The organism is Dyadobacter sp. CY327 (assembly GCF_021390415.1).
In the GTDB taxonomy this organism is placed as follows: Bacteria; Bacteroidota; Bacteroidia; order Cytophagales; family Spirosomataceae; genus Dyadobacter; species Dyadobacter chenhuakuii.
Genome location: NZ_JAJUXJ010000001.1, coordinates 1821900 through 1835251, shown reverse-complemented (window position 1 = coordinate 1835251; position 13352 = coordinate 1821900). Strand labels below are relative to the sequence as shown.

At 46.1% G+C, this 13352-nt stretch carries 13 protein-coding genes; 8 read left to right on the top strand and 5 right to left on the bottom strand.

Annotated features, from left to right (window positions below):
• Positions 1-15: 15 nt before the first annotated feature.
• The 3 genes from LZG74_RS07655 to hslV all read left to right on the top strand — a co-directional run bounded on the left by LZG74_RS07655 (position 16) and on the right by hslV (position 2872).
• Positions 16-1725 (top strand): pyruvate dehydrogenase complex dihydrolipoamide acetyltransferase, encoded by a 1710-nt coding sequence (locus LZG74_RS07655; protein ID WP_233795975.1) that lies wholly within the window; start codon positions 16-18, stop codon positions 1723-1725.
• Positions 1726-1757: 32 nt separating this feature from the next.
• Positions 1758-2231 (top strand): hypothetical protein, encoded by a 474-nt coding sequence (locus tag LZG74_RS07650; protein ID WP_233795974.1) that lies wholly within the window; start codon positions 1758-1760, stop codon positions 2229-2231.
• A gap of 101 nt (positions 2232-2332) precedes the next feature.
• Complete coding sequence (gene hslV / locus LZG74_RS07645) at positions 2333-2872, top strand: ATP-dependent protease subunit HslV (RefSeq protein ID WP_026630438.1); 540 nt, start codon at positions 2333-2335, stop codon at positions 2870-2872.
• Positions 2873-2874: 2 nt separating this feature from the next.
• Here the strand turns inward: hslV and dacB are convergent, their stop codons facing one another.
• Positions 2875-4347, bottom strand: coding sequence for a D-alanyl-D-alanine carboxypeptidase/D-alanyl-D-alanine-endopeptidase (gene dacB, locus LZG74_RS07640; RefSeq protein ID WP_233795973.1), 1473 nt, complete (start codon positions 4345-4347; stop codon positions 2875-2877).
• A 120-nt stretch (positions 4348-4467) separates the two neighbouring features.
• Here dacB and LZG74_RS07635 point away from each other — a divergent pair, with 120 nt between their 5' ends.
• The 5 genes from LZG74_RS07635 to LZG74_RS07615 all read left to right on the top strand — a co-directional run bounded on the left by LZG74_RS07635 (position 4468) and on the right by LZG74_RS07615 (position 9976).
• Positions 4468-5892 carry an MBL fold metallo-hydrolase RNA specificity domain-containing protein gene (locus LZG74_RS07635; RefSeq protein WP_233795972.1) on the top strand — a complete coding sequence of 475 codons (1425 nt, stop codon included), beginning with the start codon at positions 4468-4470 and terminating at the stop codon, positions 5890-5892.
• Between the two features lie 34 nt (positions 5893-5926).
• The gene (locus tag LZG74_RS07630) at positions 5927-6880 is read left to right on the top strand and encodes an acetyl-CoA carboxylase carboxyltransferase subunit alpha (protein ID WP_233795971.1); all 954 of its coding nucleotides are present in this window, start codon (positions 5927-5929) and stop codon (positions 6878-6880) included.
• Between the two features lie 8 nt (positions 6881-6888).
• A complete protein-coding gene (locus LZG74_RS07625) occupies positions 6889-7524 on the top strand; it encodes an HAD family phosphatase (protein ID WP_233795970.1) in 636 nt (211 codons plus the stop codon).
• Positions 7514-8716 (top strand): site-2 protease family protein, encoded by a 1203-nt coding sequence (locus tag LZG74_RS07620; protein ID WP_233795969.1) that lies wholly within the window; start codon positions 7514-7516, stop codon positions 8714-8716. The genes LZG74_RS07625 and LZG74_RS07620 overlap by 11 nt, the downstream gene beginning before the upstream one ends.
• 219 nt (positions 8717-8935) lie before the next feature.
• Complete coding sequence (locus LZG74_RS07615; RefSeq protein WP_233795968.1) at positions 8936-9976, top strand: phosphotriesterase; 1041 nt, start codon at positions 8936-8938, stop codon at positions 9974-9976.
• Between the two features lie 22 nt (positions 9977-9998).
• On the opposite strand, the gene LZG74_RS07610 is transcribed toward LZG74_RS07615, so the two are convergent.
• Genes LZG74_RS07610 through LZG74_RS07595 form a run of 4 tightly spaced genes read right to left on the bottom strand, consistent with a single transcriptional unit; the run spans position 9999 to position 13305 of the window.
• Complete coding sequence (locus tag LZG74_RS07610) at positions 9999-11294, bottom strand: PAS domain-containing sensor histidine kinase (RefSeq protein WP_233795967.1); 1296 nt, start codon at positions 11292-11294, stop codon at positions 9999-10001.
• Complete coding sequence (locus LZG74_RS07605; RefSeq protein ID WP_233795966.1) at positions 11291-12664, bottom strand: sigma-54 dependent transcriptional regulator; 1374 nt, start codon at positions 12662-12664, stop codon at positions 11291-11293. Before LZG74_RS07605 ends, LZG74_RS07610 begins: the two co-directional genes overlap by 4 nt.
• 12 nt (positions 12665-12676) lie before the next feature.
• Complete coding sequence (locus LZG74_RS07600) at positions 12677-13087, bottom strand: putative toxin-antitoxin system toxin component, PIN family (RefSeq protein WP_233795965.1); 411 nt, start codon at positions 13085-13087, stop codon at positions 12677-12679.
• Positions 13084-13305, bottom strand: coding sequence for a hypothetical protein (locus tag LZG74_RS07595; protein WP_233795964.1), 222 nt, complete (start codon positions 13303-13305; stop codon positions 13084-13086). The genes LZG74_RS07600 and LZG74_RS07595 overlap by 4 nt, the downstream gene beginning before the upstream one ends.
• Between the last annotated feature and the right edge of the window lie 47 nt (positions 13306-13352).

The window sequence follows — 13352 nt, the reverse complement described above, 5'->3', positions numbered from 1 at the left end:
ACCTTAACAAGCGATATGGCAGAAGTAATTCGTATGCCCAAGATGAGCGACACCATGGAAGAAGGTGTTATCGCAGAATGGCACAAAAAAGTTGGCGATAAAATAAAATCAGGTGAAATTATTGCTGAGGTGGAAACCGACAAAGCAACTATGGATCTTGAGTCCTATTATGACGGCACTCTTCTATACATTGGTGTTAACAAGGGCGATGCGGTTCCGATAGACGGCATTATGGCGGTTGTTGGTTCCGAAGGCGAAGACTATAAATCATTGCTCGAAGGCGGAAGCACAAATGGCGCAGCGAACGCGGAGGCAAGTGCAGAACCTGCCAAAGAAGAAGCAAAACCAGCCGCTGCCATTGAAACGGCGACGCCGGAACCTGCAAAGAAAGCAGCTCCTGCGGCCCCAGTGGAGAAAATCAACGCAGTCGTTGTCAGAATGCCGAAGATGAGCGACACGATGGAAGAAGGAACATTGGTAGGATGGCAGAAAAAGGTTGGAGATAAAGTAAAATCAGGTGACATCCTGGCCGAAGTTGAAACTGACAAGGCGACGATGGAGCTGGAAGCGTATGAAGACGGAACGCTGCTATATATTGGAATTAAAGACGGCGAATCTGTTCCTGTTGACGGCATTATCGCGGTTATCGGTGAAGAGGGCGCTAATGTGGAAGCATTGCTGGCCCGTGAAAACGGTGAAGGTGGTGCGGAAGTTGAAAACATTGATGCAACCGACGAAGGCAAAGCGGCTCCTGCTGCTGAGTCCGGTTCAAATGACGTTGACAAAACGGTTTCTGTCGCTGATTCAGGTGACAGGATCAAGGCTTCACCATTGGCTAAACGTCTGGCAGACGAAAAAGGAATTGATCTGAGCCAGGTTGGCGGTAGTGGCGACAACGGTCGCATCGTGAAACGCGATGTGGATGAGTTCAAACCTGCTGCGGCGGCCACTGCTGCAAAAACAGAAGCGCCTGCTCAGGCGGCATCTGCGCCAGCTCCTGTTGCGAAATCTGAACAGTCTGCTGCAAGCGCCCCAGCAAATGGTGACTTCACAGATTCGCCTATCTCGCAAATGCGTAAAACCATTGCCCGCAGACTGAGCGACAGCTTGTTTACCGCGCCGCATTTCTATGTGACAATGGAAATCAACATGGATAAGGCCATGGCATTGCGTCCACAACTGAACGAGGTGAGCCCTGCTAAGATCTCTTTCAATGATATGGTGATCAAAGCTTGCGCAGTGGCGTTGAAACAACATCCTGCCGTTAACTCAGCTTGGTTGGGAGACAAAATCAGAAGATACAATTACGTAAATATCGGTGTGGCCGTAGCGGTTGACGAAGGTCTGCTGGTTCCGGTGATCCGTGATGCCGACAAGAAAACATTGTCGACGATTTCCGGCGAAGTGAAAGATCTTGCAGGCAAAGCGAAAGACAAAAAGTTGCAGCCTAAGGACTGGGAAGGAAACACATTCTCGATCTCAAACCTTGGCATGTTCGGCGTAGATGAATTCACAGCGATCATTAACCCGCCGGATTCCTGCATCCTGGCCATCGGGGCGATCAAGAAAGTAGCGGCTTTCAAAGAAGATGGAACGGTTTACCCGCAAAACATCATGAAAGTAACCCTTTCTGCTGACCACCGCGTTGTAGACGGAGCATTAGGCGCTCAGTTCTTGCTCACAGTGAAAAAATTGTTGGAAGAGCCGATGAGTATGCTGGTTTAGCAATTTATTTATCATCTAAACAAAAACACACTATGAATGCAGACAGAAGATTAGATCAATTGGAGCCGGTTATCTCTGAACTATTAATAAAGCAGGATAGGACAGATAAGAAAGTTGACAACCTTACTTTTATGGTGTCAAACATAACTGAGTTGGTTATTACGCAAAATGAGAACATTACATTTTTGCTTAAAAATCAGCTTCAAATGTCCGGAAGGATTGGTAATATTGAAATTAGACTGGATGGAATGGACTCGCAGTTTAAAGACGTGCTCTCAAACCAGGACTCGTTAAAAGCGACTCAAAGTTTAATCTCCGAAAAACAGGAAGCAATGTTTATTACGCAGGAAGCAATGTCGGCTAAGCAGGATTTTTTGTCTAGAATGCAAGAGTCAATGTTGACCGAGCAACAGATGATATCCGCTAAACAGGATTTCCTATCGAGAATGCAGGAAACTATACTTGCTAAGCAGGATTTGATCCTTGACTTCATTAAAAAGGAGTAGATTTCAATTGTAATGATTTAATAAATGTACAAAGTGTCAGGTTTTCCGACCTGGCACTTTTGTTTTGTGAGGGGTTTTACGAATTAGTATAAAATCAATTTATGGAAAAAATACATGCTACCACAGTCTTGGGGGTGCTTCATAACGGAACAGTTTCCCTGGGCGCGGATGGCCAGGCTACAATGGGTAATACAGTTGCTAAAAGCAATGTGAAAAAGATCCGGACCCTAATGGGTGGAAAGATCCTCGTGGGTTTTGCAGGATCGACAGCAGATGCTTTTACGCTTCTTGAAAAATTTGAAGAAAAGTTGAATGCATACGGTGGCAATATGAAACGCGCTGCAATAGAATTAGCAAAAGATTGGCGGACAGACCGTTACCTGCGCAAGTTGGAAGCCATGATGATCACAGCTAACAAGGAAGAAATCCTCGTGATCTCAGGAACTGGCGATGTGCTTGAACCAGAAAATGGCATTGCGGCCATAGGATCGGGCGGGAATTATGCGTTGTCAGCTGCACAAGCATTGAAAAAACATGCTGGACACCTTACTGCGGAAGAGATGGTGCGCGAAGGATTAACGGTTGCAGCGGACCTTTGCATTTATACAAATCACAACCTGGTGATCGAAAAAGTCCAGTAGGATTATAATTCAGCCATTAATGTCATGATTTTCACCAGCGAATCGGAAATCATGCGGTTGCTGCCCGGCATGTATTTGTGGGCGATGATTGAAAAGCTGAGCAATGAACCTGATTTGGACGTGACATAACCGGCATAAGCGCGGGTTCCTTCAATGGACCCGCTCTTAACATGCATATTCCCAGCGGCTTTCGTGCCCTTACCAAGGTTCCGGACGGTGCCATTCAAGCCGAGAACGGCAATGCTCTTGTAAAAATCATTGAAACTGGCATCCTTGTTAGCAACGTTCAGAATGTCTGTCAGGCTGTGGGTTGTGATGGAGCCGGATGGTGACAGGCCACTTCCGTCTTTGATATAAAATCCCCTCAAATCCGCTCCTTTACCCGACCAGTAAGCCGTAATGGCCTTGGCTGCATCATCAAATGCTGCGTTTCCTGCAAGTCGTTTCCCGGCTTGCTTGAAAAGTGCCTCGGCATATAGGTTAACGCTCCAAAAATTAGTTTGCTGGCAAAGATCACGCAACGGCGGTGACTCGTATTTGTCCAGCACAACCTTAGGATTGGCAGACGCGGCGGGCATTCCGGGCTGCGGCACTTTGTTCTCTCCTATTCCGATCGCCGCGTTTAACAAACTATTTTTCAATGCAAAAGCCACATATTCAGCCGCATTGGGGATTGAACCTTTTACTGTAAACACTGCCGGGCCGGCAGGGATTGTGCCGGTAAGGACGACCGAATTGCCCAGCGGACTGCTGTAAACAATGGTCTTATCGCCAGAGCCTTTTTCACCCGTCGTGACCTTATTGACAAATGTCAGGTAAGGAATGGCTGGCTCGATGCCAACAAATGTGGTGGGATCGCCAAAGTCCGCGCCGGGCTTGAATTTAATTTTGTACAAATTTTCGTTGAAATTCAATCCTGAAACACCTGCGCCGTAATAATTCCCCATATCCCCCCAGATCCAGGTGCTGGCAACGGTTTCGGCATCGAAAAAGGAGGCATCGGGAATGATACTGCCTTTGATATACCGGATCCCCGTTTTTTTAACCGCTGCAAGCCAACGGGTAACGAGCTCGTTTGCTGTGGGATACCCCTTGAAACGCTCACTTCCCAGCGACGGATCGCCGGTTCCGTGAATGTATACATTACCGATTAATGTGTCGTTTCTGATGATCCCGTCGTGTTCCAGAAATGTTTGAAATTTAAAATCACCACCAAACACCGCCAGCGCTGTGGCTGTTGAGACTAATTTTAATGTGGAAGCGGATGGCAATGAGCGTTCTGTATTTAATGCGAAGACATTTGAGGCATCCTTTACTTTTTTTACACTCAGGGAAAGGGAACCGCTTCGCATCAATTCGCTGTTTTCGAGTTCCAGCACGGCATCGCGGAGGTTGTTGAGCGCGATACTGTCTATATTTTGAGCATTGACATTTAAACAGAAAAAAAGAAAAAACAAAAACAGGCCGGATTTCATATTAGTTTAGCAGGGTGACTTTCGCACAGAAAGAGAAGATACCAAATCTAAACTAGTAAGTAATCTCCAAATCTCAGCCGGTTTTTGGTACTTTTGTAAGATACACCCCATTTCCAACGTATGAAATTGACATTTTGGGGAGCTGCGCAGCAGGTGACAGGTAGCATGTTTCTTTTAGAGACAGATGATTACCGAATTTTAATTGACTGCGGCTCTGACTTTGACTTAGACGAGATCGGTAGAAAAACCAGGTATGAAGAGCAAAAAAGTGTATTCCCATTTGATGCGAGTTTAATCAATACAGTACTTTTAACACACGCTCACATTGACCATTCGGGCAACATTCCGAATCTGTATAAATATGGATTTGAAGGAAGGGTTGTTTGTACTGAGCCTACCCTGGCGCTCACTTCACTGCTTTTGAGGGATGCCGCTAACCTGCATCAGAAACGCCTGAATGCACGCATGAACGGTTCTTCCAAGAAAAGAGGCAAGAAAAAGAAGGAAGTTCCGATGGATTATTTCGTTGAAAAGAACGTAAATGAGGCATTGGACAACTTCGTGCCGGTCGCTTTCGGTCAGCGCTATCGCATTGCGGATAATGTAACCATCGTTTTCTACGCGGCCGGGCATTTGCTGGGCGCCGCGCATATTGTGCTTGAAGTTTATGAAGATGGCGAGAAAAAGCGAATCTGCTTTTCGGGGGACATCGGCCGGAGCAATTATCCGCTGCTGATTGATCCCCAGGAAATCCCGCAGGTTGATTATTTGATCTGCGAATCCACTTACGGAAACCGTCTGCATGAGGACCAGGGCTCGCCCGCGGAAGCATTAGCAGATGTGATCAAACGAACTTGCATTGATATTCCGGGCAGGTTAATTATTCCTTCGTTCAGTGTGGGCCGCACGCAGGCGCTCCTTTACACATTGAATAAGATCTACATGGATCATTCATTTCCAAACTTAAAGGTGTTCTCAGACAGTCCGCTGGCGCATAGCAGCACGAAAGTGTACCAGCGCCACGTGCGTCTGCTGAATAAGGAAGCACGCACTTTTCAGGATGATAATGACATGCTCTTTGATTTTGACAACCTTATCTATCTCGAAAGCTCCGATGCCAGCAAGGCTGTTTCCAATTACAACGAACCCTGCATTATCATCTCGTCTTCAGGTATGGTCCAGGGCGGTCGTGTGGAGCAGCATGTAGAGGCTAACATTGGCAACCCTTATGCTACTATCCTGATGATCGGATATGCTTCTGAGGGAACATTGGGATGGCGGCTTCTGAATGGACAGGACACGATCTCAATTCGCGGAAAGCAGCTGCCCGTCTTGGCTAATATTGAAAAAATTGACGTATTTAGCGGCCACGGAGATCAGAATGATTTATTGAAATTCATCACATTACAAGATCCGGAAAAGCTGAAAGGCATTTTTCTGGTACACGGAGAACAGCAAAGCATGGCTGATTTCCAAAGTAAAATTCAAGAAAACGGCTATAAATCGGTAGAAATACCATTGAGGGGACGCACTTACGAACTTTAAGCTGCCCCGCTGCCAAACAAACAAGAACCTGAATATGAGAACATACCTGGATTTCGAAAAACCTATGGCCGAGCTCGAACGCAAGCTCGAAGAAATGAAAACACTGGCGCAGAACAATAATGTGGATTTTTCCGGCGCCATTTCCTTATTGGAAAACAATATAACAGATCTTCGAAAGGAAATTTTTGAGAACCTTACACGCTGGCAGCGTGTGCAGCTCTCGCGCCATCCGGACCGTCCATATACGCTCGATTACATTGAGCTGATTTGCGACGAGTTCATCGAATTGCATGGTGACCGCCAGGTTCGGGATGATCCGGCTATTATTGGCGGGCTTGCCAATGTAGGCGGACAGTCTTTCATGCTCATAGGACAACAAAAAGGCCGGAATACAAAACAAAGGCAGCACCGGAACTTTGGTATGCCTAATCCCGAAGGCTATCGCAAGGCATTACGCCTGATGAAACTGGCTGAAAAATTCAACAAACCTATTATTACGCTTATCGACACTCCGGGCGCATTTCCTGGTATGGAGGCTGAGGAACGCGGTCAGGGTGAGGCCATTGCGCGTAACCTGAAAGAAATGTTCATGCTGAAAGTGCCGGTTATATGCATCGTGATCGGTGAAGGCGCTTCGGGCGGTGCGCTTGGAATTGCCATAGGCGACCGTGTTTTAATGTTGGAAAATACCTGGTACTCAGTGATTTCCCCTGAAAACTGTTCAGCAATCCTTTGGAGAAGCTGGGATTTCAAAGAGCAGGCTGCCGAAGCGATGAAAATCACGGCTAAGGATATGAAAAAGAACGGGTTAATCGACGGCATTATTCCCGAACCATTGGGCGGAGCACATTTAGATCACCACTGGATGGCCGAGAAGTTGAAAATGGTTATCCTGGAAAACATTAACGAGCTCGCTGCGATTGAGCACCAGGACAGGATTGACCAGCGCATTGAGAAATTCTGTGCAATGGGTGTAGTTGTTGAATAACCGGACCGATGAAGAATAGCAAGATAAAGAATATCATTTTTGACCTGGGCGACGTAATTCTGAACATTGACGTGCCCGTTGCGTCAAAATCATTTGCAGAACTAAGCGGCAGGGAACAAGCTGAAATCCTTGAACTATTCAGCAAAAATGCGCTTTTCCGGCAGTTTGAAACGGGCGAACTGGACGAAGCAGGTTTTCGCAATTATGTGCGGAAAATCCTGGAATTCTCCGATCTTTCCGACGAAGCCATTGATACAGCCTGGAACAGTCTCCTGCTCGATCTACCTCCGGAGCGCGTGGAACTGCTTCAAAACCTATCAAAAAGTTACCGGCTTTTCCTGCTGAGCAACACGAGCTCGATCCACATTACACAGGTTAACAAAATTCTGGAAGCATCAACCGGCGTTAAAAAGCTGGATGATCTTTTCGAAACCGTTTTCCTATCCTATGAAATGGGGTTAATGAAGCCCGACCCGCGGATTTATCAAAAAGTGTTGGAACAGGCAGGTCTTAAAGCAGAGGAGACCCTTTTCCTGGACGATAACCGCGACAACATTGAGGCCGCTTCGTTATTAGGAATTGACACCATTCACGTCCAGAAACCAGTAACCATTTTGGAATATCTTAAAGACTATGCAGTCTAACACACGCACTTACATCATTCAGGCCGTTCTTTTCATTCTGACGATCATTACCACCACAATGGCTGGCGCTGAATGGATTTACGGCAACATTTTTGCTTTCGTATACGACTTCGCCTACTTCCTGATGGGCAGCGGGACTGAAAAGCCGGTCACCGATGAAACCGTTAAATTTCTCGGGTGGGCTGAATTCAAGCAGGGCTTCCAATTTTCAATCCCTTTTCTGGCGATCCTGACCATTCATGAGTTCGGCCATTATTTCGTTGCCAAAATGCATCGCGTGAAGGTTACGCTCCCCTACTACATTCCGCTTTGGTTCGGTATTTCAAACAGTATCGGAACCATGGGCGCATTTATTCGCATTAAATCCGTTGTCCGTTCGCGCTTAAAGTTCTTCGACATCGGCATAGCTGGTCCGCTGGCCGGTTTCATTGCTGCTTTGGTGGTTCTCTGGTATGGCTTTACCCATTTGCCGCCACCGGAATACATTTTTTCCATACATCCTGAGTATGCGCGGTTTGGTATGAGTTACCCGCAATTTGCTTATGAAAATGCCTCAGGTAACATTGCATTGGGCGATAACATTCTATTCTGGATGTTCAAAACCTACATTGCAGATCCGGCGCGCTTGCCGCATGCCTACGAAATGATCCATTATCCGTACATTTTTGCGGGTTATCTGGCACTTTTCTTTACATCGCTGAACCTTATTCCAATCGGTCAGCTGGATGGCGGGCACATTCTTTACGGCTTAATCGGCAAGAAAAAATTTGATATCGTTGCGCCGATCCTTTTCGGATTGTTCGCTTTTTATGCTGGTTTGGGTCTTTTTACGGCCGAGTCGTTTGCAACAGGAAGCAATGCTGTTTTCTACGAGCGTTTCTTCTATCTGGCCATCTACATTTATTTCCTATATATCTGTTTCAAAAGGGCCAGCGATAGTCCCATGACGGGCTTAATGCTAAGTTTGATCGTGGTAGTAGGGCAATTCGCCGTATCTTACATTCGGCCCGACTGGCAAGGTTCTACCGGTTTCCTACCATTCATTTTCATCCTGGGCCGCTTCCTCGGCATCCGCCACCCCGACACCGGCGAAAATGAACCCCTCGACGCCCCCCGTATCATCCTGGGCATCTGCGCATTAATCATCTTCATCATCTCATTCAGCCCAACCCCGTTTATTTTGATTGAGTAGTAAAGCGTTGGATCAGGGGAATCTCAACGAATGAAACATTGTGCAGTTCGTCACATCCCTCCGGGATTTGTGAAATACGCACGAATAATATATTGCTACCAACATTGCATCGCTCCGCGATTTTGGGCGGTTGTGCAATCCCGGAGGGATGAAATATCGGTAGCAAAACGAGGGACAATGCGCTTTCAAATGAAGGATCAAAATTGCAACTTCACACATATGAAATCAGTAAACGTTAACCTACCAACCCCTATATTCTCCCGAAGGCAATTCGTTGCTGCTTGCGCCGGCGTGCCGTTTTTGGGGAAATTTTCTTTTGATGAGCCATTTACATATAGCGTCAAAGGAAAAATCAATGTTGCTGATCTTGGCTTGACGCTTATTCATGAGCATGTTCTCGTTGATTTTATCGGGGCGGATAAGGTTACACTGGATCGATGGGATCACGACGAAGTCATTAACAAAGTCCTTCCCTATCTGCTTGAAATTAAGGAAAGGGGCATCAAGAGTCTGGTTGAATGTACGCCTGCTTACCTTGGAAGGGACGTTTTATTGCTGCAAAAATTATCTAAAAAATCCGGATTGAATATCTTGACGAACACGGGTTACTATGGTGCTTCGGACAATAAATATTTACCCCGATTTGCCTTCACAGAAACCGCGGAACAACTTTCAAAGCGCTGGATTAATGAATTCCAGAACGGCATTGACGGTACGAACATTAAGCCGGGATTTATTAAAACCAGCGTTAATGCCGGCCAGCTTTCTGAACTTCACCAGAAACTGATCCGTGCAGCCGCACTTACTCATCTACAAACTGGATTAACGATCTGTTCTCATACGGGGCCAGCTCTCACAGCCGCTCAGGAAATCAAAATATTGCAGAAACATGGGGTTAGTCCGTCAGCTTTCGTCTGGGTTCACGCCAGCGGAAGTAATGAGGATTTTGAAAAAATTGCGAAAAGTGGTTGCTGGGTTAGTCTGGATGGCGTGAATGAAGATAATGTTGAGAAGATAGCTACGCTGATTTTATTTCTGAAAGCAAAGGGCTTTATAAAACAAATCCTCCTGTCACACGACGCGGGCTGGTATAAACCTGGCGAGCCAAATGGCGGAACATTCAGAGGTTATATCACCATTTCAGACAAGCTTTTACCTCTGTTGAAACAGAAAGGATTCAGCGAGTTCGATACAAAGCAGGTTATGCTCACTAATCCAGCCAATGCATTTACGATCCGTATCCGCAAGTTAAATGCATAAGCAGCATATTTCAACGGATTTCTCAGCCTTCAAATTCGATTCGAAAAGCTGTCCAGCCGTCTGGATTGGTCTGTAATGAGAATGTGAATCCGTGGTTTATGAGGATTTCTCTGGCTAATGTGAGCCCTATGCCCTGGCCGTCGTGCTTGGTGCTGAAAAACGGGTTGAAAAGCTGCGCCCCTACTTCGGCTTCGATGGGGCTGCCGTTATTTTTAATGGTCAGATTATTTGCGGAAACTTCGATACGGATCTCATTGCCAGGTTTGCACGCCTCAATCGCATTTTTCAGAACATTGACAAGCACGTGCTCCATCTGGCCTACGTCGATTTTTTTGAAGATAACATTTGCCGGCAGTGATGTGTGGATTGAGACACCCCGGTGTGCGGCTGCCGGCTCCATGAAAATAGCTACGTCCTTGACAAATTTATTCAAATCCGTAGGAACCGGCGCGGGTGCTGGCAGCCGAACGACGTCCGCAAAGTTTCGCATGAATTTCGTTAGCCGCCGGTTGCGTTCAGAAGCAATGGTTAGCGCTTCTCGCAGTTCAATGTAAGAATCATCCGAAAGAATATTTGTGGTTGTCTGCAAAATGGAATCCGTGGCGCCTAATGTGTTGTTAACCTCGTGTGCCATCATGCGGATCACTTTGCCATATGCATTCTTTTCCGATTCAAGTATCTCATTAGTAAGTTCTTCGATCATCAGAAACGAGCGACGGAAGCCTTGATCCATGAAATGCGAGCGCTGCACTTTGAATGTTACCACGCCATTGGTTTTCACAATTTTCGATTCCCCGTCCTGAATATGAGCCAGTTCAACCAGCAACGGGTGATTGGTTTCCTCCAATAACAGCCCTTTCAAACCTTCCGCTTCATTTTTGAAATATTCCTTTGCTTTGACATTGAACGAATCGATTTTTTCATCAAAATCGAGGATAATGATGGAAATAGGCGATGCGGCGATCAGTTTTTCGAGGAAAAAATGTTGCTCATGCAAGCGCGTCCGCTCCTCACGGAGCTGGTCGATCATAAGGTTATAAACTTCAATCAATGTATCCACTTCGCCTTTGCCGGTCGGGACGAATTTGATGGAAAAATCCTTGTCCTTAATGGCCTCAATTCCCGATTTCACAAATTGGATAGGTTGCATAAAATTCTGATAAATCTGTATGGAAACGATGGCAGAAAGCAACAGAAACACCTCAAAACCAATGAAAAGCAATTTGTCCTGATACAGAATTTTGTAAACCAGGAAAACCAGGACAATGTGCAATACCAATATGTAAAGAATGTATTTGGCCTTCGTTGATAATCTCATACGTCCTCGGATTCGTAGGAAATACCATATTTTTCCAATCTGCGATAGAGCGCAAACCGTGTGATTCCGAGCGATCTGGCCACTTTGCTCACTTTATTCTGGTGAAATTGCATGGCCTTGGTGATCATTTGATATTCCATTTCTTCCAAAGTGATCGCGCCTACTTCTGGGAGGTTTTTCTGGGCCGACGGCTGTATGCCGCCACTCAGATTTCGCTGTAAATCAGTTATATCCAACGTATCCGAGCCGGACAGCAATACGGTGCGCTCGACCAGGTTTTTCAGCTGACGGATATTTCCCTGCAACTGCAATGTCCGGAGCCATTTCATTGCTGCCGGGCTTAGGCGCAGGTTGGGGCGTTGATAAATGGTTTTCAGGTTGTTAACAAAAAATTCAGACAGCAACGGAATATCATCCGGCCTTTCCCTAAGCGCTGGCAGCTTAACGGTGATCAGGTTAATGCGGTAATAAAGATCTTCCCGGAATGTTCCTTGCGCGACCATCTCCTCCAAATTCCGGTTTGTAGCACAGATCACACGCACGTCCACCGTCCTGCTTTTACTGCTTCCTAGCGGCTCAAAAGTTCTTTCCTGCAACACACGCAGCAATTTTACCTGACTTGATAAATCCAGTTCCCCGATCTCATCCAAAAAGATCGATCCCTTATGCGCCATTTCAAACCGGCCCAAGCGATCCGTTTTGGCATCCGTAAAAGCGCCACGGACGTGACCGAACAGCTCGCTTTCAAATAATGTTGAAGAAATCCCGCCCAGATTCACCTTTACAAAGGGCCGTGATTTTCGCTTGCTATTCATGTGAATTGCCTCGGCAATCAGTTCCTTTCCCGTTCCGCTTTCGCCCGTGATAAGCACCGCCGCATCTGTGGAAGCAACGCGGCCAACGGTTTCCAGAATATCAAGCAGTTTAGGGTCCTGGCCTACAATGTTCTCGAAATGATACCGTTGTTCCAGCTTCTTCCTGCTGCCTGAAAGTGGTAATGTTTGTGACAAATTCAGAATGGTCCGCACCGATTGCAGCACATGATCATTCTGCCAGGGTTTGGTAATGAAATCAATCGCACCTTCCTTCATTCCCCTCACAGCCAGATCAATAGTGCCCCATCCCGTAATCAAAATCACAGGAATGGCAGGGTAACGCTTCTTAATTTGCTGCAAAAGCTGCATGCCCTCCTTCCCCGAAGTTTCAATCGAAAAGTTCAGGTCCAGCAGGATCAGCTCCGGCGTAACCGTCTTCAAAATATCAAAAGTCTCATCCGGCGACCCCACACCTCTAACCTCAAACCCCTCCTTTTTAAGCAGCAGGATCAAAGAAGTCCGTATCGCAAGATCATCATCGACAATTAGGAGCATTGCGCAACCTTATTATTTATCATAGAAAAAATGTACAAACTCTGAAAGGTTTAGAACCTGGATTTTGGGAAAATCCAATGCTTTAACAGCATTAAAATGTTTGTCTTCCGTAACAATGCAGACCGCGCCAGAAGCGACATAACAATCGACAAATTTATCATCGTCAGGATCCGCTTTAACAGCAAACCAGCGATAGTAGCGCGTTATGTGCTCAATGTTTGGCAGATTATCAAATGTGCTTAAAACAGCTTCTGAAACTGCACTTCCTAATTTCCTCTCGATAATCTCAGCATATTCGTCCAAAATTTCATTTGTGACGCAAAGCGTGATCGCGCCGTCGAGAATTCTTTGGAAAATCCAGTGAGAGGAGGAGCGGCTGGATATGGAAACCCATAAAACATTTGTATCAATTACAATTTTCAAGGATGTGACGGTGTGCGGTTATGTTCTTGCGAAAGTTGTTCGGTATGCTCAGATTTCCATCCTTTTTCAACCCAAACGTCGTCTGCCAGGCGAATCGCCTTCTCCGCAAAATAGGTTGCCAACATTTTTCGGATTGCTACTACGTCTTCATCCTCAATCTGGCGGGAATATACTTTCAGCAATTCCAGCTGGATATTTGAAAGTGATTGAGTATCCATTTGCTAGTTTTTGGTTTCAATTATTAACGTATGTGCTTACTGCAAGT